The following is an 18,419-nucleotide window of genomic DNA, read 5'->3' as shown; positions in this document are numbered from 1 at the left end:
TCAGCAAATCAGCAAATCAGCAAATCAGCAAATCAGCAAATCAGCAAATCAGCATAAGCCGATATTCACCTGCATTTTCAACAGGTGCGCGGTGCACACAAGGTAAAACTGGCTGTGTAGGATGATCCACCGCTAAACGCCATAGATGACCATTGCCTAAATTTACAGGCACAGCATTGTCTTTGAGTTGATAATGTAAATCAAAAAAATATTCCTTTAAAAAGTCATCAAACTCTGAGTCATGGCCATCGTATAAAGCTTTGAGTTGCTCTCGTATTTCAGGAATTAAGATTTTTTGTGTGACTTGATCATTTGGCACAATATCACTAGAAGCACCATAATACGTACATAAAAAGGTATCGGTAGCGATGGGTGATCGATCAACATGAAAAGAATAAACATCGGTTGAGATGAAATCGAATTCATCATCGCGTTCATAACATTTAAGCAAATTCAGCGAGGGTGATGCACCAAATGCTGTTAATTGTTGCATGTCATTTAAAATGATTTCTCTAGCTAAATGACCTTGCGCTGAAAGCTTTAATTCCATCAGATCATATATAGAAACTTCAGTAATATTTTCAATCAGTTCGAGTTTTTTGACTACTTCTTTAAAGTCACCTTGTAAGCTACGTTGCCAGCAAAGCGCATTCATTTGACCTTCGAAATGACTGTGAATCAATTCAGAAAATGTAGTAACTACACCAATTTGAGGATGCTGGGAAAAAGGATTGCTCATAATAGGGATCGAATTAAATCTGAGGCGAAAATACTGCGTGCAAGGAATAGCTAGAAGGATTCAGCAGTTTCATTTTATCTTAAAACACAAACTGCTATACAAGATTATTTGAGCTTAGGTATTAATCGTTATGCTTTCTGTTTGGCTTTTTGGCGTAAGACATACAAATATAAGCTTTCTACTTTTTCACGTGCCCAAGGTGTAGTACGTAAGAATCGTAGTGATGATTTAACGCTTGGATCTATGCAAAAACATCTAATTTCAATTTTACGGCTTAAGCCCTCAAAACCGCCGTAGTAATCCAATAATTCATCCAAGATGTCAGCAAGTTTTTTGCCGTGTAAAGGGTCATTGGAGGTGCTCATATTAGATCAATCGTATTTTGGGAGACGATCATTATAACCTGAGCGAGTTGAAAAAAGTGGGAGTTTGAACTGAAATGTGATTCATATTCAATATTTAACATATTTCCGAAGCCATTTTGCAAGACTAAGATTGCTTAAAAACAAAGAAACACTCTAGATAAGATCTTGGGTATGAGATTTATAAGCGTAAAATTAATAAAAGAAGAATTAAAATTCATAAAATAATTAATTTAAACAATTCATTTTTAGTTAGTCAGCCTATACTTCTTTTGACTGTTAGTATATGCAGAAATTTATAAGCATCAGTCAAGAAAAAACTCGGATTGAAAAGTCCGAGTCAAGTCTTATTTTTAATGACATCATGTGCAAGTCATTTTAAAAATCTAAACGCTAAGATTATTTCCAAACAAATGGCGATTTCTTTTGTGCATTCTCAGCTTCATCGGTTGGTTCCAGTGTAATACCTGTGCGGTCTTTAAGTACACAGATTGCAATGAAAGCAATAACAGCCATAACCGTCAGATAGGTGCTTACCAAGAAAATGCCGTTAGCTTTAGTGATTAAAGCTGCAGCAATCAGGGGAGCAAATGCACCACCAATGATTGAACCCAGTGCATAAGTAATCGAAATACCAGAGAATCGAATAGATGCAGGAAAGAGTTCAGAATAATAAACAGCTTGCACACCATAGGTGATTCCAATTCCCATAGCGAGTATTGCTAAACCAAGCATAATGTATACATATTCACCAGTGCTAACCAATGGGAATAAGAATAGTGCAGTTAAAATTTGGATGATTGAACCTAAAATATAAATAGGTTTTCGACCAAATTTATCGGACATGACTGCTGAAAGCCAAGTAAAGAATGTCCAAATGACTGCAGAAGTACAGACTAAACTCAAAATTGTTGGTCGATCTAACGCCATGCCATTTGGATTAGTAGTAAAACTTTGAATGAAACCGCCTGCTGTCATATAACCAAGTGAAGTTGTACCAGCAGTAAGAAGGGAAGCTGTTAAAATAAGTTTTTTATACTCAGAAAATAGTTCCCGTATTGGTTTTTTTGCTGTGCTTTTACGCTCTTTTAATTGTTCGAACACTGGACTTTCTTCAACTGAGCGACGAATCCAATAGCCTAAACCAAATAAAATAATACTGAGTAAAAATGGTACGCGCCATCCCCATTCTAAAAATGCGTCACCAGGAGAAACATAAGCGGTCATAATCACCAGAACAAAGGATGCAAGTAACAAACCTAGTGGTACACCTAACTGTGGAAATGAACTAAATAAGCCACGTTTTTTGGTAGGAGCGTGTTCAACAGCCATTAATACAGCTCCACCCCATTCACCACCTGCAGAAATACCTTGTAAAATACGCAATAAAATTAAAATGATCGGAGCTGCGATACCAATATTCTCATAGGTTGGAAGTAAACCAATCATGGTCGTCGTCCCACCCATCAAAAGCAAAGTCATAGCGAGTACAGCTTTACGTCCTAATTTATCGCCAAAGTAACCTGCAATAAAGGCACCAAAGGGTCTGAAAATAAAACTAATACCAATCGAAGCGAAGACTAATAGGGTTCCGAAAGCAGGTCCGGCAGGTGTAAAAAAAAGTTGGTTAAAAACTAAACCTGCAACAGCAGCATAAATAAAATAATCATACCACTCGATGGTGGTACCAATGATGGTTGCTAAAGCAATTTTCTGTGTACTCGATTGTTCGGGGATATCCAGTGCAAGTTCTGGTGTATTCATTTCTATTTGCGAATTATTCATGCGAAATTCCTTTTATTCATGTCCATATAACTACCTACTTTGATTAAAATGGCAGGTTGCTTGATGCAACCAACTGTTTCTATAACCATTGTTTTGTCATTCATTTTGCAACTTCCTGTGCAAAGCTATTATTGAAATATATTTGATACATTTATTATTTATTTTAATTTTAAAAAGTATCATTAATCGAATTTAGGTTGAAATTCATTATTCGTCAATGCTATTTACAAAAAAAAGATACAGATATATCTATGAAATAAAAAAAAGGAATCATATTGATTCCTTTTTTGGTTGAGTCGAAATTATACATCACGCTCGACAAGCGTTAAGATGTCATAGGTTGCCACCAATTCACCGCGTTGGTTTTTCACTTTAATGTCCCAAACCACCACGCCGTGTGGTTTTTGTTCAGGATCACGCAAGGTTTTTGGTGTTTTTTGCTTGCAGGTCAGTTCCACTTGAATGGTGTCACCAATTTTGACCGGCTCAACAAAACGTAAATTATCCATACCATAGTTGGCAATGACTGGGCCTGCTGCAGCATCTACAAATAAACCCGCTGCGGCAGACACAATAAAGTAACCATGCGCAACGCGTTCACCAAATAATGATTCTGCAGCGGCAATTTTATCCATATGTGCATAGAAATAGTCGCCACTCAAACCACCAAAATTAACGATATCTGCTTCGGTAATGGTGCGTCGTGCTGTTAGTAAACGCTCACCAATACGCAGTTCATCAAATGACTTTTTAAATGGATGCACGCGATCTTCAAAGACTTGTGCACCTGCTGTCCAGCGATGACCAATTTGGGTTAACACATTTGGTGAGCCTTGTAATGCTGTACGTTGCATATAATGTTTGACTGCACGTAAGCCTCCTAATTCTTCACCACCACCCGCACGCCCAGGTCCACCATGGACTAAAAGTGGTAGGGGTGAACCATGACCTGTACTTTCACGTGAACTTTCGGTATCTAGAATATGCAGGCGACCGTGCCATGGTGCAATTTTTGCGACTAAGCTTTCAATATTTTCATCCGCATTGCGTACAATGGACGCCACAAGACTGCCTTCACCTTTTGCGACTAAGGTTGCCAACTCGCTTTCTGTGCTATACGGCATCAGTGTCACCACCGGGCCAAACGCTTCAACCTGATGGACGTACTGTGCATCAAGCGGTTGACGGCAAAGCAAAACTGCAGGTGGATATAAGGCTGATTTTTCAGAATATGAACCATTTGTAGTGATATCTTGGCGTAAATGACTGCCAAAAATAATGTCAGCATCTTGTGCCAATATTTCGACTTTTTCTGCAACATCGAGCTTTTGTTTATAGCTCGCCAAAGCACCCATCGTCACACCTTCTTGGCTTGGATCACCCAACACGACTTTTTTCAGCTTCTCAATCAAACGCTGTTGCACCGTCTCTAATAAAGCCGTAGGGACAAATGCTCGGCGAATCGCGGTACATTTTTGTCCGGCTTTGGTGGTCATTTCACGGAAAATTTCACGGACAAACAAATTAATGCTTTCATCTGAGGCTTGGGTTGTCAGGATGGCACTGTTGACTGAATCGGCTTCCATGCTAAATGGAATGGAATAGGCATTTAAATGCGGATGTGCACGTAATTTTTGTCCCGTTGAGGCAGAACCAGTAAATGTCACAGTGTCCTGTTCATTTAAATGCTCAAAGAGATCGTAGGTTTGACCGCAGATCAGCTGTAATGCACCTTCAGGTAAGAAACCACTTTCATGAATGGCCTTCACCACTGCATGGGTCAACTGAGCACCTTCTGTTGCAGGTTTAACAATACACGGCACACCCGCCAATAAAGTCGGTGCAATTTTTTCCAGCATGCCCCAAATCGGGAAGTTAAAGGCATTGATATGCACTGCCACGCCAGCTTTGGGACTCAGTAAATGCTTAGCACCAAATGAACCATGTTTAGACAGTTGAATGAAGTCATCTTCAATCCAAACTTTTTCATCGCTGAGTTCGCGGCGTACTAAGCTTGAATAGGCAAATAATGTGCCGATACCGCCTTCGATATCAATCCATGCATCTTTACGGGTACAGCCCGTTGCTGTGGCAAGCGCATAGTAGTCTTCTTTACGTTCCAATAAGTACTGTGCAATTTGCTTTAATGCATTGGCACGTTGATGAAAGGTCCAATTGGCAACACTTGAACCATGCGTTTTGGCATATTGCACCACGGCTTGAGTGTCAATGCCATGACTACTGACTTGGTAAATGGCTTGACCTGAAATGGCGTGAAATACTGTACGTAAGTCTGCTGATGCAACGTGTTCTTGTCCAAGAACCAATGAACTTAAGCGCAGTAAAGATTCCGATGGCTCATATTTACCATCCACTGAAATGGTATTGTCTTGTGAATTTTGCTCAAGATCCAACATCGATATAACTCCATTTATGATACGTTGTTAATATTAAATTTATAATATGTGTTTCATAAATTGCATTCAAAAAAACAGATTGTCAATCAAATTCCCTGTTAAAAAAATTATTTTTTAGTATGAAAAAAATATTAATTAAATAAAAACAATATCTTATTAATAGATGTTAAAAATATTTATATGATACCAATAAAAAGCAATTGAATTATTTTTTGTATCGTATTAATTTAAATCTAACGACACTTGGGATAAGTGAGACAACATGAACACGCAACAACAAAGATTTGATGACAACATTGTCAATAATGTATCGATTGAGCCAAAGGATTGGATGCCAGACGCTTATCGTAAAACTTTAATTCGCCAAATTGGACAACATGCACATTCTGAAGTGATTGGTATGTTGCCAGAAGGCAATTGGATTACCCGTGCGCCCACCTTAAAACGTAAAGCGGTATTACTTGCCAAAGTACAAGACGAAGCAGGTCACGCGTTATATCTCTATAGCGCAGCTGAGACCTTAGGCGCAGATCGTGACGATATGATGGATAAACTGATTGCAGGTCGCATGAAGTATTCATCAATCTTTAATTATCCAACCTTAAGTTGGGCAGATGTCGCAGCCATTGGTTGGTTGGTCGATGGCGCGGCGATTGTCAATCAGGTTGCTTTATGCCGTACCTCGTATGGTCCTTATGCACGTGCCATGGTGCGTATTTGTAAAGAAGAAAGTTTCCATCAACGTCAAGGCTTTGAAGCCATGATGCGTTTAGCAGAAGGCACACCTGAACAAAAACAAATGGCGCAAGATGCAGTCAATCGTTTTTGGTGGCCTGCACTCATGATGTTTGGTCCAAGTGATGACAATTCACCGAACAGTGAACAAAGCATGAATTGGAAAATTAAGCTGTTTAGTAATGATGCCTTACGTCAAAAATTCGTGGATAACACCGTGCCACAAGTTTTACAGCTTGGTTTAACTGTGCCAGATCCAGACCTGAAGTGGAATGAAGAGACCGGTCATTATGAGTTTGGTGAAGTGAATTGGACTGAATTCTTTAATGTGATCGCAGGTAAAGGTCCATGCAACCATGAACGTATTGAAGCACGTCGTAAAGCATGGAAAGGCGGCAAATGGGTTCGTGATGCAGCAGCAAGCTATGCCAAAAAACAACAGCAATTCAATGATACGCGCAAAATTGCATAAGCATTTAAGTCATCAATGACATACAGGAAGTTTAATCATGGATAACAAAAACAATTGGTCTTTATACGAAGTCTTCGTACGTAGCAAACAAGGTTTAAGCCATCGACATGTGGGTAGCTTACGCGCACCGGATGATGAAATAGCCTTACAAAATGCGCGTGACGTGTATACCCGTCGCAACGAAGGTATCAGTATTTGGGTGGTCAAATCTGAGTTAATTACTTGTTCACAACCAGATGAAAAAGCGGAGTTTTTTGAACCACATTTGGATAAGGTTTACCGTCATCCAACCTTTTACAACATTCCACACGGCATTGAGCATATGTAATTGGAGGATCACAGCATGACCAATAAAGTTTTATCCGAATTTCTATTACACATTGGTGACAGCCAACTGATTTTGTCACATCGTTTAGCAGAGTGGTGTGGGCATGCACCTGAACTTGAGCTTGATATCGCACTTGCGAATATTGGCTTGGACTTATTAGGTCAGGCACGTACTGCGCTTTCACTGGCAGGGAGTATTGAAGGTTTAGGACGTGATGAAGATCGTTTAGCGTACTTCCGAACTGAGCGTGAATATCGCAATTTACTGCTCTGTGAACAACCCAATGGCGACTTTGCACAGACCATCGTACGTCAATGGTTAATGGATCATTATCATGCCTTGTTATTTGCCGCGTTAAGCAATAGCAACAATGCCGAACTGTCTGCCTTTGCGATTAAGTCTCTCAAAGAAGTGAAATATCACCAACGTTTTTCAACAGCTTGGATGGAGCGCTTAAGTCTGGGTACGCAAGAAGCACATGACAAGGTGCAACATGGTTTAAATCAATTGTGGCGTTTCACCGAAGAGCTATTTGCACTGACTAACGATGAAAAACAATTGGTAGAAGCCGGCATTGTTCCTGACTTAACAATATTACCTGCGAAATGGTTAGAACTGATTCAATCGGAATTAACGCGTTTCGAGCTACAACTACCACAAGAGGGAGCCTACCGTAGCGGAGCCAAGCAAGGTTTGCATACTGAACATTTAGGTTATGTCCTTGCCGAGTTGCAATATTTACAACGCAGCTATCCAGAGATGGTGTGGTAATCACAGCGTTCACAGGGAGTGAGTGACATGAACCGAATTCAACACGTTGAGCAGCAATGTTGGGAGATTTTACAACAGGTGTCTGACCCAGAAATTCCGGTGTTATCGGTCTTGGATTTGGGCATGATTCGTGGTGTAGAACTCAATGCAAGCCAAGAGATTGTGGTGCGTTTGACCCCAACTTATAGCGGTTGTCCTGCCACTGATTTACTCAAAGACGAAATCAAAACAGCGTTGTTGGCGCATGACATTCACCCTGTCAAAGTAGTGGTGGATTTATCTGAGGCATGGACCACGGATTGGATGAGTGAATCAGGTAAAGAAAAGCTACGTACATATGGTATTGCACCACCACAAGGTTCATCTCATCTGTGTGGTACGCATGTGGCGCTGACGGATGGCGTGGCTTGCCCACATTGTGGCAGTGCACATACACAGCTGTTAAGCGAGTTTAGTTCTACTGCATGTAAAGCCTTATACCGCTGCCAAGACTGCTTAGAACCCTTTGATTACTTTAAATGTATTTAATCTAATGGACATCGATGTGCGCTGAACAGCACAGCAATAAAATAAAAGAAGGATTTTAACAATGAGTCAATTTATTCCCTTAACCATTAAATCAATCCAGCCGCAAACGGAAAATGCCATTTGTATTTCTTTTGCTGTGCAAGATGAACAAACCTCAGCGTTTCAATATCAACCAGGTCAACACCTGACTATTCGCCATCTCACAGAGCAAGGTGAAATTCGTCGTTGCTATTCGATTTGTAGCGATGTGCAAGAAGATATGAGTATTGCCATTAAAAAAATTGATCAAGGTCAATTTTCAACATGGGCAAATGAAAACCTCAAAGCAGGGGATGTGTTAGAGGTGATGCCACCTCAAGGTTTTTTTTTCCAAAAAGCAGCAAAAGTCGGTGGACAACATTATTTAGGCTTTGCTGCAGGCAGTGGAATTACGCCAATTTTATCCATCGTGAAATCAGTGCTGAATCGTCAGCAAGATGCCACATTTACACTGGTTTATGGCAATCGTTCATGGAAACAAACCATGTTTGCTGAACAAATCATGGATCTTAAAGATCGCTTTCATCAGCGTTTGCAATTGGTGAATATTTTTTCACGTGAATTGAATGACAGCGAGATCTTTAACGGTCGTATTGATACTGAAAAGCTCCAGCAGTTGGCCAAAGCCGGTTTGATTCGTACAGATACTGATCACTGCTTTGCCTGTGGTCCAGAAGAGATGATGACGGCCGTTGAGGAAATTTTGCCAACGCTAGGGATTGAGCGCAGCAAGATTCATACAGAACGTTTTAATACAGGTACGACTACAAAAGCATCAGCACAACAAGTTGCGCAACGTAGTGAAGAAAAGGTCAACATTATTTTAGATGGTCGTGAGTTGATCATTGAGGTATCAAAACAAGATGACAGCATCCTCGATGCCGCATTACGTGCAGGTGCAGATTTACCTTATGCCTGTAAAGGTGGGGTGTGTGCCACCTGTAAGTGTAAGGTGCTTGAAGGTGAAGTCGAGATGGCCATCAACTACAGTCTTGAAGAGGATGAAGTTGCAAGAGGTTATGTCTTGAGCTGCCAAGCCCGTCCAACCACTGCCAATGTACGCTTAAGTTTTGATGAATAACGCCGTGTGGAATGAAAGTATGGACATGCAATATCTAAAAAGTAGTTCTCCAAAAACCGGTGTGGTGCTCATTGAACTGAATCGTCCTGAAAAACGCAATGCCTTAAACAATGCCACATTGCAAGAGCTCGCGGATTATCTAACAACCTTAGATACAGACCGTGAAGTGCGTGCAGTCGTGATTACAGGTCATTCACAATGCTTTGCTGCAGGTGCGGATTTGAATGAGCTTGCCCAACTTGATGTGGTCAGCATTCAACAGGATCAACGACCACAGTTGTGGAAGCGGATTGATGAGTTTTCAAAGCCTTTAATTATGGCCGTCAACGGTTATGCCTTAGGTGCAGGTTTTGAATTGGCATTGCATGGTGACATTGTGTTGAGTGGTGAAAATGCACAATTTGCTTTACCAGAAATTGGTTTAGGCATGTTGCCCGGGGCAGGTGGAACACAGCGTTTGGCACGTCTCGTCGGTCAGCAACTGTGTATGCGTTGGGCAATGACAGGTGAAATGATCAGCGCCCAGACCGCATTGCAACACGGGATCAGCAGTCAAATTTGCCCAACAGCTTTAACGGTGCAATATGCCGTTGAATTGGCAGAAAAAATTGCCAAGCAAGCACCCTTAGCGATTCGTGTGATTAAACAGTCGCTAAAAAGTATTCATGAAGTGACCCTAAGCCAGGGTTTAAAACTCGAGCGTCAACATTTTGTGTGGTTGGCAGCAACCCAAGATCGTCAGGAAGGCATTCAAGCTTTCTTAGAAAAAAGACAACCCGCATTTAGAGGTGTGTAATGGATTACCAAACAATTATTGTCGAAGAAAAAAATGCAGTCGGTTATTTAACCTTTAACCGTCCAAAGCAACTTAATAGCTTTAATGAAACTATGCACAAAGAAGTCTCAGGAGTTCTCAAAGCATGGGCAAAAAATGCTGAGATTCGTGCAGTGGTGATTTCTGCGGAAGGTCGAGGTTTTTGTGCGGGACAAGATTTAAGTGACCGCGTGGTTGATCCAAATGCCGATGCACCTGATTTAGGCCGCTCGATTGAAATGTATTATAACCCACTGATCAAACTGATTACTGAAATGCCGAAACCAGTGCTGTGTGCAGTGAATGGTGTAGCAGCGGGTGCAGGTGCCAACATTGCTTTGGCGTGTGACATTGTACTGGCTGCAAAATCAGCATCCTTTATTCAAGCCTTTTGTCGTTTAGGTTTAGTTCCAGATTCGGGTGGAACATGGTTTTTGCCACGTTTGGTTGGTCGTGCACAAGCAATGGCTTTGGCTATGCTTGGCGATAAGATTCCTGCTGAGCAAGCACAACAATTGGGCATGATTTGGCAAGTGGTTGAAGACGAAAAACTGAAAGCCGAAGCCAGCAAATTGGCAGAACATTTAGCGACACAACCCACTTATGGTTTGTCATTGATTAAAAAAGCCATTCATGCTGCAGCAGCTAATAGCCTCGATGAGCAATTGATTTTAGAACGTGATTTACAGCGTTTAGCAGGGCGTAGCAGTGACTATCGTGAAGGCGTACAAGCCTTTATGCAAAAACGTACACCACAATATACAGGATGCTAAATCATGGCAGAACTTCACTTACAGCATGCCCCTGTGGCAGTGATTGGTGCCGGTACCATGGGCATCGGCATTGCACAATTGGCGGCCATGCATGGCCATCCGACCCATGTGTATGATGTCGATCCACAACGTGTAGAAAGTGCTTTTGCTGCACTAAAACAGCAATTACAAAAACGTGTAGATGCCGGAAAAATGGCGGCTGATCTCTTGCAACTGACCTTGTCCAATTTAAACGTGGCAGCGGATTTACACGAATTAGCAGACAGCCAACTGATTGTAGAAGCGATTGTAGAAAACAAAGACGTTAAACAAAAGCTATTTCAACAGCTTGCTGATATATGCTCGCCTGAGACGATCTTTGCATCCAATACATCTTCAATCTCGATTACTGCGATTGCTGCCAATATTCCACATCCAGAACGCGTGGTTGGTTTGCATTTCTTTAACCCAGCACCAGTGATGAAGTTAGTGGAAGTGATTGCAGGCTTAAAAACAGACCCAGCAATTTCTGATGCTTTAGTCAGCTTGATGACAGCATGGAAAAAAGTGCCAGTACGTGCCAAATCCACCCCAGGGTTTATCGTCAATCGTATTGCACGTCCTTATTATGCGGAAGGATTTCGTGCCCTGCAGGAAAATGCCACCACACCTGAGCAGCTTGATTTTATCATGCGTGAATGTGGACGCTTTTCGATGGGGCCGTGTGAGCTGACCGATTTAATTGGCCAAGATATTAATTTTTCTGTCACGCAGAGTGTCTATGATGCCTTTTTTGATGAACCGCGTTACCGTCCATCATTGATTCAAAAAGAATTAGTTGATGCAGGTTGTTTCGGTCGCAAAACTCAACAGGGTTTTTATGACTATCGAACGGAACATTCTAAAAAAATGTATCAACTCCCTGTGATTTACAGTAAATCACCTGAAAAAATTGAGGTGGTGGTCAAAGGTGAGTGGTCGCATTCACAGGGTTTGATCGAGCTATTGCAACAATCTGCACATATTCATCTGCGTATTGAAGCGGCGCCTACGGCTGAAATTCTCATCGGTGATGTGTCTTTACGTTTATCAATGGGGCAATCTGCCGAAATTGATTATGCATCACAAAAAGTGGTACTGATGGATTGGCATGGCGATTGGTCACAAGCCAAAGCCATTGCAGTTACAGCTTCACCAGCGTGTACAGCGATAGATCAAAAAACGATTGAACAGTTGTTTATCGGTCTAAATATTATTCCGATTTGGTCACAGGATCATCCAGGATTATATGTACTGCGCACTATTGCCATGTTGGTCAATGAAGGATGCGAGGCCGTTTTACATCAAATTGCGTCTGAACAAGACATTGATGCAGCCATGAAATTTGCTGTGAATTATCCTAAAGGACCATTCCAATGGGCACAAGAATTAGGATACAACATTATTTTACAGACTTTGCAAAATCTGTATCGTATTTATGGTGAAGAGCGTTATCGTCCTAATCTATATTTATTAAAAAAAGCGGCACAAGGACATGTGTCAACGCAGCAGCCATTACGCGCTGCCAGTTAAGGATAAAATGATGCAAGACGTATTTATTTTTGATGGGATTCGTACCCCAATTGGGCGCTATGCCGGTGGTTTAAGTAGTATTCGTACCGATGATTTGGCTGCATTGCCGATTCAGTATTTGAAGCAACAACATCCAAATTTGCCTTGGACGGAGGTCGATGAAGTGATTCTCGGCTGTGCCAACCAAGCGGGTGAAGACAATCGTAACGTGGCACGGATGGCAAGCTTGCTTGCCGGTTTACCTGACAGTGTACCTGCTATTACCGTAAACCGTTTATGTGCTTCAGGTCTTGATGCAGTTGGTCTTGCTTCGCGTGCTATTAAATCAGGTGAAGCGCAGTTTGTCTTGGCAGGTGGTGTGGAAAGCATGTCTCGTGCGCCATTTGTTCAGTCTAAACCGACGAGTGCATTTAGCCGTACACCTGAAATTTTTGATACCACGATTGGTTGGCGTTTTATCAATCCTGCATTTAAAGCCAATTTTGGTGTGGACAGCATGCCAGAAACCGCTGAGAACGTGGCAGAAAAATACAATATCAGCCGTGCCGATCAAGACCAATTTGCCTACAACAGTCAGCAAAAAGTCGCAAAAGCACAGGCTGAAGGTCGCTTTGAGCGTGAGATTCTACCAGTTGAGATTAAAAGCAAAAAAGGTGTAGTGCATGTTGTTCTCGATGAACATCCACGTGCAGAAACCACACTAGAGGCTTTAAATGCACTTAAAGCACCATTTCGTAAAGAAGGAGGTTCGGTCACAGCAGGCAATGCATCAGGTGTCAATGATGGTGCTGCATGTTTACTCTTAGGTAATAATGCCTTTGCTGAGCAGCATGGTTTAACTCCCCAAGTGAAAGTTTTAGGGATTGCAAGTGCTGGTGTAGAAGCGCGTTATATGGGTATTGGGCCTGTACCTGCAGTGCGTAAAGTTTTAGCACAAACGGGCTTAACTTTAGAGCAAATGGATGTGATTGAACTCAATGAAGCCTTTGCAGCACAAGCTTTAGCTGTGATTCGTGAACTGGGTTTAGCGGATGATGATGCACGTATCAATCCAAATGGTGGTGCCATTGCTTTGGGCCATCCACTTGGCATGAGTGGTACACGTTTAGTCCTTACCGCAATGCATCAACTCAAAATTCAACAAGGGAAATATGCGCTTTGCACCATGTGTGTGGGCGTTGGGCAAGGTGTTGCCTTAATACTCGAAAATATCAATTCAGGACGTAATTGATTGACATAAAACAAGCTGTCGCGATGACTGCGTAAGGAGTAAGACAATGAATAAAAATGCAATGGAACACATCGAAACCGCATCTGTAGATGAATTACGTCAACTGCAAGTTGAGCGTTTAAAAAAGACGCTCAATCATGCTTATCATAACAGCACGGTGTATAAGCAAAAGTTTGATGAAGCAGGTGTACATCCGGATGATTTTAAACATCTTGAGGACTTAGCAAAATTTCCTTTTACCACCAAAAAAGATTTACGTGACAATTATCCATTTGGCATGTTTGCGGTGCCTCAAGAGCAAATTGTGCGCGTACATGCTTCATCGGGAACCACAGGTCAACCGACGGTGGTTGGCTATACCGAACATGACATCAATATCTGGTCGGACGTAGTCGCACGATCGCTGCGTGCTGCAGGGCTAAGCAGTAAAGACACCATTCAAGTGTCGTATGGTTATGGTTTATTTACCGGTGGCTTAGGTGCACATTATGGCGTAGAGCGTTTGGGTGCTACTGTCATTCCAATGTCAGGCGGGCAAACAGACAAACAAGCGCAGTTAATTCACGATTTTAAACCAACAGCACTCATGGTGACACCATCGTATTGCTTGAATATCATTGAAGCCCTTGAGAAAAAGTTTGGTTCAGCCAAAGACTGTTCTATTAAAACCGGTGTATTTGGTGCTGAACCTTGGACCAATGAAATGCGTAAAGAAATTGAAACGCGTTTAGGTATTGATGCCTTAGACATTTATGGCTTATCTGAGGTCATGGGTCCTGGGGTGGCAATGGAATGTTTAGAGTCCAAAGATGGCCCAACCATTTGGGAAGATCATTTCTATCCTGAAATTATTAATCCAGAAACAGGTGAAGTGGTGCAAGATGGTGAGCTGGGTGAATTGGTATTCACGACAATTACCAAAGAAGGCATGCCGGTGATTCGTTATCGTACCCGTGACTTGACACGTTTACTGCCAGGCACATCACGTACCATGCGTCGTATGGATAAAATTGTAGGTCGCAGTGATGACATGATGATTATTCGTGGTGTGAATGTGTTCCCATCGCAAATTGAAGAGCAAATTTTGCAAATTCCACAATTAATTGCCAATTATCAGATTCATATTTGTAAGCAAGGTCACTTGGATACATTGCATATTCGCACTGAAATGCGTCAAGATAGCAGTCCTCAATTGGCGACGCAGCTTGCAAACCAATTAAAATCACAGATTAAAACCATGGTGGGGATTAGTGTGAGTGTTGAAGTGCTGAATGAAGGGAGTTTACCTCGCTCTGAAGGCAAAGCGCAGCGCGTTTTTGATATTCGACAATCCGCTTAAATGAACATGCCTGACGATAAAGGTCGTCAGGCAATTCAATAGGTAAATGAAAACGCAATGAATCCTAAATTAAAACAAATTATTGATGAGTTTATTCAACGTGAAGCGCTCAGTGGGACTTCATTGGTCATGACCATTTTTGGTGATAGCATTTATCACCGTGGCGGTGTCATCAGTCTTGCGAGCTTAATTCAGCTAATGGACGTATTTGGCTTGAATGAACGTTCAGTGCGTACGGCGGTCTTTCGTTTGGTACAAAATGGCTGGCTCAGTTCAGAGAAAATTGGGCGCACCAGTTATTACCGTATTACGGAAAGTAGTCGTCAGCGTTTTATCATGGCTGATCAGAAAATTTATGGTTTTAGTCATAAAGATTGGGATAAAAAGTGGGACTTAGTGCTCCTTAGCTCAGTTGAACTTGAAAATAAATTGGTCTTAAAGAAAGAGCTTGAATGGTTAGGTTTTGCCAATATAGCGACCAATGTCATGGCGTATCCGGGCTGTGATCAACAAAAGCTGCAAAATTTATTACTCAGTCATCAAATGACCGATCAAGTGGTGGTGTTTCGTGCCGAAACCCTAGAACTTTGGCAAGAATCTTATCCCACCATTAAACGTATGGTGGTTGTGAATTGGCCCATTCAAGAATTACATCAACGCTATGAAAAATTCATTAGTGATTTTCGTGAGTTTTTCTATTTTGTCGAGCAAGATGGAGACATAGATGCTGTCCAAGCCTTTCAAATTCGTATCTTATTGATTCATCAGTTCCGTCGTATTTTACTCAAAGATCCAAATTTACCATTTGAGTTGTTACCGACGGACTGGCTGTCGTTAATTGCACGTAATTTAAGTACCAATTTGTATCAGGCGGTATTTATGGCAGGCGATGAGTTTTTCTTAAATGTTGCACGTACGGCTGAAGGCAGTATGCCGCCTGCACACCCACAGTTTTATAAACGTTTTGGTGGTTTAAAACAGCCAGATTTGAGCTATTAAATTAGCGTCTAATTTAAAATTAACAATAAGGATATAACAATGCCGTGCTATGCCATTGATGGCGTGATTCCAGTGGTCGATCCTCAGGCTTTTGTACACCCAAACGCCGTGTTGATTGGCGATGTGATTATTGAGGCAGGGGTTTATATTGGACCTTTTGCTGCCTTACGTGCTGATTTTGGCCGTATTCATATTCAAAAAAATGCCAATGTACAAGATTCTTGTACCATTCATGGCTTTCCAAACAGTGTGACCTTGGTGGAAGAGTATGGTCATGTGGGGCATGGTGCTATTTTGCATGGCTGTGTGGTACGCAAGAATGCCCTCATTGGCATGAATAGTGTGATTCTCGATGAAGCTGTGATTGGGGAAAATGTGATTATAGGTGCCAACAGTACAGTTAAGGCAAAAGCAGAGATTCCTAATAATATGCTGGTATTGGGCAGTCCTGCACGGGTGGTGAGAGCCTTAACCGATCAAGAAATTGCTTGGAAACGTCATGGTACGGCGCAGTACATTGAGTTAACCGAGCGTTGTCTCAACAGTATGCAAGAAGTGAAGCCATTACCCCATGACACAGAGGAACGTTTAACCTATAAAAATTTTCAGGCAGATCATGTCTTAAAGCAACAGATTTAAGCTCTTCACATATTTAATTCAGCTGTCCAAACGTCTCTAGCATGCATGTTGCAAATGTCCGCTTTTGATATACAGCGTTGCACCTAATTCGGTAGCGTTTAGATCAATATCATAATCTGAAGGGAAGCGCATCCAGGTTGTTCCCGGATATACATGGTGTGCTGAACTAAGCGCACCTGTAAGTATAAAAATTTCAATGCCGTGTTCAGCAATTTTAGCCATGCATTGATTGGGTTTTAATTTTTCCAAAAAAGTCTGTTCAATATTTGATTTAAATAAGGAGCAGATTTTTCGGCCTTGCTGAATACGTCAATGCTTTGGGTCATGAGTATTAATGCGTGTTGGAGTCACTTCATGTTCTGTCATTTGTATGAGTTTGACAAAAATTTGGCAACCCATTTCACTCGATACCCGATGGCTAGATTGATGTGGATTACGCATATACCATCCTGCAAGATAGTGTTGATCCTCATTTTCAGTAAATGTTCCAGTTAAGACCAAAACCTCTTCACCAAGGGGGTGCATATGTTCAGTGAATGGAGTCTGTGGCGAAAATTCAACCACACTGGTTGCGCGCGCTTTTTCTGCACCAATTCGGTCAAGCATCATACGATTGACTTGACCGCCTGGAGATTTGACCCAATGGTAATCTTGCGGAGTGATGATAATTGGTTTTGAAAAATCAGCATGAAGATGCATAACACAATACACGTTTGTAAATTTAAAGAGAAAATAAATGTAACTTTTTCAACAACACTATACGAGTTTAAACAACATCTAAGCAGTTGAATTATTAAGTGAATTGCAGTGCAATGGACTGAAATGGGAAGGAGGGATGTCGGTTGTATTAAAGGTCAGGGCAGGTCCGAGTAATCACTAGGGCCTTAGTATAAGGAGATACTATGATGATTCATGGCTCAATTTAGCGGTTCAAAAGTATCCTTACACCGCATAGCAAGATCAGCATTGTGATTATCTATAAACAAAATACCTGTTGCGACTTTAACTTCTCCACAGCGCCCAAAATTTTATAATTTCAAGCCCAAGACGGAATTTCTTACGAGCAGATTGCGACTTTACATAGTCATGCTGTGATATCGACTTGCGTTAATTTGCTTTAAAAAGCATGCAGTTGCTTGGACGTTTTGGTGATTCTAAAGATCACTCTTATTTACTTTTCAGTCGATGTTACAGTAAAAATTAGACTAAGCATCATTGGTTTACCATGGTTATATACATGGGCTCTTTGTGTTTCTTAGGAATTGATCAAAATGCCAAATATGTGTCAAAGCATATTTTAAAATGTTATCAAATTTTTCAAATATGCTGGGAGGATTGCTTGGCGTTAATATGACGGATAACAAGATGACTCTGGGAAAATAGGGTCATTAGTAAATCCTAAGAAAAACGTCATGTGATAATTTTTTGGAATCAAAGCATTAAACAAGTGATCAATGTGAGAAAATAAGAATAGTTTTTGTGCCAATTAAAGAATCAGAGAATTACGTAAGCCAGACAATAGGTCAGTATCGTGTTTAAGTTTGCATATTACCTTATTTAACATAATATACATTATACGAAATGCTTCTGTTAGAACCCATCTAAAGTGTCTATATTCTCACCAATAAAAATGTCTAGTTTATGATGGTTTTTATCACCATGGACTGGATATAAATATAGATGCTGATCACTATGTCTGACAAAGAAATTCAACGGCTTGCAGTTCTGCAAGACGTTCGAGATCATCGTATTACCCAGGTCCGTGCTGCTGAAATCCTAAATCTTTCCACCCGTCAAATTACCCGGTTATTGCAGA

The 18,419-nt window shown here is 41.2% G+C and carries 16 protein-coding genes and 2 pseudogenes; 13 read left to right on the top strand and 5 right to left on the bottom strand.

The window, feature by feature from the left end; all coding sequences use genetic code 11:
* Positions 1–40: 40 nt before the first annotated feature.
* From B1201_RS12010 to paaZ, 4 genes are all read right to left on the bottom strand, one after another.
* Positions 41–739: a DUF1826 domain-containing protein gene (locus tag B1201_RS12010; RefSeq protein ID WP_078193742.1), complete on the bottom strand. Its 699-nt coding sequence runs from the start codon at positions 737–739 to the stop codon at positions 41–43.
* Between the two features lie 128 nt (positions 740–867).
* The gene (locus tag B1201_RS12005) at positions 868–1,104 is read right to left on the bottom strand and encodes a VF530 family DNA-binding protein (RefSeq protein ID WP_078193741.1); all 237 of its coding nucleotides are present in this window, start codon (positions 1,102–1,104) and stop codon (positions 868–870) included.
* Positions 1,105–1,500: 396 nt separating this feature from the next.
* Entirely contained in the window at positions 1,501–2,886 is a 1,386-nt protein-coding gene (locus tag B1201_RS12000) for an MFS transporter (protein WP_078193740.1), read from the bottom strand.
* Positions 2,887–3,188: 302 nt separating this feature from the next.
* The gene (gene paaZ, locus B1201_RS11995; RefSeq protein ID WP_078193739.1) at positions 3,189–5,303 is read right to left on the bottom strand and encodes a phenylacetic acid degradation bifunctional protein PaaZ; all 2,115 of its coding nucleotides are present in this window, start codon (positions 5,301–5,303) and stop codon (positions 3,189–3,191) included.
* 262 nt (positions 5,304–5,565) lie between these two features.
* Here paaZ and paaA point away from each other — a divergent pair, with 262 nt between their 5' ends.
* The 12 genes from paaA to B1201_RS11935 all read left to right on the top strand — a co-directional run bounded on the left by paaA (position 5,566) and on the right by B1201_RS11935 (position 16,603).
* Positions 5,566–6,510, top strand: a complete 945-nt coding sequence (paaA, locus tag B1201_RS11990; RefSeq protein ID WP_078193738.1) for a 1,2-phenylacetyl-CoA epoxidase subunit PaaA — start codon at positions 5,566–5,568, stop codon at positions 6,508–6,510.
* A gap of 37 nt (positions 6,511–6,547) precedes the next feature.
* Entirely contained in the window at positions 6,548–6,838 is a 291-nt protein-coding gene (gene paaB, locus B1201_RS11985; protein WP_078193737.1) for a 1,2-phenylacetyl-CoA epoxidase subunit PaaB, read from the top strand.
* 15 nt (positions 6,839–6,853) lie between these two features.
* Complete coding sequence (gene paaC, locus B1201_RS11980; RefSeq protein ID WP_078193736.1) at positions 6,854–7,609, top strand: 1,2-phenylacetyl-CoA epoxidase subunit PaaC; 756 nt, start codon at positions 6,854–6,856, stop codon at positions 7,607–7,609.
* Between the two features lie 27 nt (positions 7,610–7,636).
* Positions 7,637–8,137, top strand: coding sequence for a 1,2-phenylacetyl-CoA epoxidase subunit PaaD (gene paaD / locus B1201_RS11975; RefSeq protein WP_078193735.1), 501 nt, complete (start codon positions 7,637–7,639; stop codon positions 8,135–8,137).
* A gap of 61 nt (positions 8,138–8,198) precedes the next feature.
* Positions 8,199–9,257: a 1,2-phenylacetyl-CoA epoxidase subunit PaaE gene (paaE, locus tag B1201_RS11970; protein ID WP_078193734.1), complete on the top strand. Its 1,059-nt coding sequence runs from the start codon at positions 8,199–8,201 to the stop codon at positions 9,255–9,257.
* Positions 9,258–9,282: 25 nt separating this feature from the next.
* A complete protein-coding gene (locus tag B1201_RS11965) occupies positions 9,283–10,053 on the top strand; it encodes an enoyl-CoA hydratase-related protein (protein ID WP_078193882.1) in 771 nt (256 codons plus the stop codon).
* The gene (gene paaG, locus B1201_RS11960) at positions 10,053–10,844 is read left to right on the top strand and encodes a 2-(1,2-epoxy-1,2-dihydrophenyl)acetyl-CoA isomerase PaaG (protein WP_078193733.1); all 792 of its coding nucleotides are present in this window, start codon (positions 10,053–10,055) and stop codon (positions 10,842–10,844) included. The genes B1201_RS11965 and paaG overlap by 1 nt, the downstream gene beginning before the upstream one ends.
* Before the next feature lie 3 nt (positions 10,845–10,847).
* Complete coding sequence (locus B1201_RS11955) at positions 10,848–12,395, top strand: 3-hydroxyacyl-CoA dehydrogenase (protein WP_078193732.1); 1,548 nt, start codon at positions 10,848–10,850, stop codon at positions 12,393–12,395.
* 10 nt (positions 12,396–12,405) lie between these two features.
* Positions 12,406–13,626, top strand: a complete 1,221-nt coding sequence (gene pcaF / locus B1201_RS11950) for a 3-oxoadipyl-CoA thiolase (protein WP_078193731.1) — start codon at positions 12,406–12,408, stop codon at positions 13,624–13,626.
* A gap of 46 nt (positions 13,627–13,672) precedes the next feature.
* The gene (gene paaK / locus B1201_RS11945) at positions 13,673–14,965 is read left to right on the top strand and encodes a phenylacetate--CoA ligase PaaK (protein ID WP_078193730.1); all 1,293 of its coding nucleotides are present in this window, start codon (positions 13,673–13,675) and stop codon (positions 14,963–14,965) included.
* 57 nt (positions 14,966–15,022) lie between these two features.
* Positions 15,023–15,964: a PaaX family transcriptional regulator C-terminal domain-containing protein gene (locus tag B1201_RS11940; RefSeq protein WP_078193729.1), complete on the top strand. Its 942-nt coding sequence runs from the start codon at positions 15,023–15,025 to the stop codon at positions 15,962–15,964.
* Between the two features lie 39 nt (positions 15,965–16,003).
* A complete protein-coding gene (locus B1201_RS11935) occupies positions 16,004–16,603 on the top strand; it encodes a gamma carbonic anhydrase family protein (RefSeq protein WP_078193728.1) in 600 nt (199 codons plus the stop codon).
* A gap of 36 nt (positions 16,604–16,639) precedes the next feature.
* Here the strand turns inward: B1201_RS11935 and B1201_RS11930 are convergent.
* Positions 16,640–17,302 (bottom strand): annotated as a pseudogene (locus tag B1201_RS11930) (cupin domain-containing protein).
* Positions 17,303–18,283: 981 nt separating this feature from the next.
* Between B1201_RS11930 and B1201_RS16820 the strand changes: the two are divergent.
* Positions 18,284–18,419 (top strand): annotated as a pseudogene (locus B1201_RS16820) (helix-turn-helix domain-containing protein); the annotation flags it as partial.

Source organism: Acinetobacter sp. ANC 5600, assembly GCF_002018395.1.
GTDB lineage: Bacteria > Pseudomonadota > Gammaproteobacteria > Pseudomonadales > Moraxellaceae > Acinetobacter > Acinetobacter amyesii.
Note: the sequence above shows the minus strand (reverse complement) of the source record. Positions and strands in the feature narration are given on the sequence as shown.

Coding starts and splice junctions, on each gene's coding strand:
- B1201_RS12010 (WP_078193742.1), bottom strand. CDS start 739: ATGAGCAATCCTTTTTCCCAGCATCCTCAAATTGGTGTAGTTACTACA.
- B1201_RS12005 (WP_078193741.1), bottom strand. CDS start 1,104: ATGAGCACCTCCAATGACCCTTTACACGGCAAAAAACTTGCTGACATC.
- B1201_RS12000 (WP_078193740.1), bottom strand. CDS start 2,886: ATGAATAATTCGCAAATAGAAATGAATACACCAGAACTTGCACTGGAT.
- paaZ (WP_078193739.1), bottom strand. CDS start 5,303: ATGTTGGATCTTGAGCAAAATTCACAAGACAATACCATTTCAGTGGAT.
- paaA (WP_078193738.1), top strand. CDS start 5,566: ATGAACACGCAACAACAAAGATTTGATGACAACATTGTCAATAATGTA.
- paaB (WP_078193737.1), top strand. CDS start 6,548: ATGGATAACAAAAACAATTGGTCTTTATACGAAGTCTTCGTACGTAGC.
- paaC (WP_078193736.1), top strand. CDS start 6,854: ATGACCAATAAAGTTTTATCCGAATTTCTATTACACATTGGTGACAGC.
- paaD (WP_078193735.1), top strand. CDS start 7,637: ATGAACCGAATTCAACACGTTGAGCAGCAATGTTGGGAGATTTTACAA.
- paaE (WP_078193734.1), top strand. CDS start 8,199: ATGAGTCAATTTATTCCCTTAACCATTAAATCAATCCAGCCGCAAACG.
- B1201_RS11965 (WP_078193882.1), top strand. CDS start 9,283: ATGCAATATCTAAAAAGTAGTTCTCCAAAAACCGGTGTGGTGCTCATT.
- paaG (WP_078193733.1), top strand. CDS start 10,053: ATGGATTACCAAACAATTATTGTCGAAGAAAAAAATGCAGTCGGTTAT.
- B1201_RS11955 (WP_078193732.1), top strand. CDS start 10,848: ATGGCAGAACTTCACTTACAGCATGCCCCTGTGGCAGTGATTGGTGCC.
- pcaF (WP_078193731.1), top strand. CDS start 12,406: ATGCAAGACGTATTTATTTTTGATGGGATTCGTACCCCAATTGGGCGC.
- paaK (WP_078193730.1), top strand. CDS start 13,673: ATGAATAAAAATGCAATGGAACACATCGAAACCGCATCTGTAGATGAA.
- B1201_RS11940 (WP_078193729.1), top strand. CDS start 15,023: ATGAATCCTAAATTAAAACAAATTATTGATGAGTTTATTCAACGTGAA.
- B1201_RS11935 (WP_078193728.1), top strand. CDS start 16,004: ATGCCGTGCTATGCCATTGATGGCGTGATTCCAGTGGTCGATCCTCAG.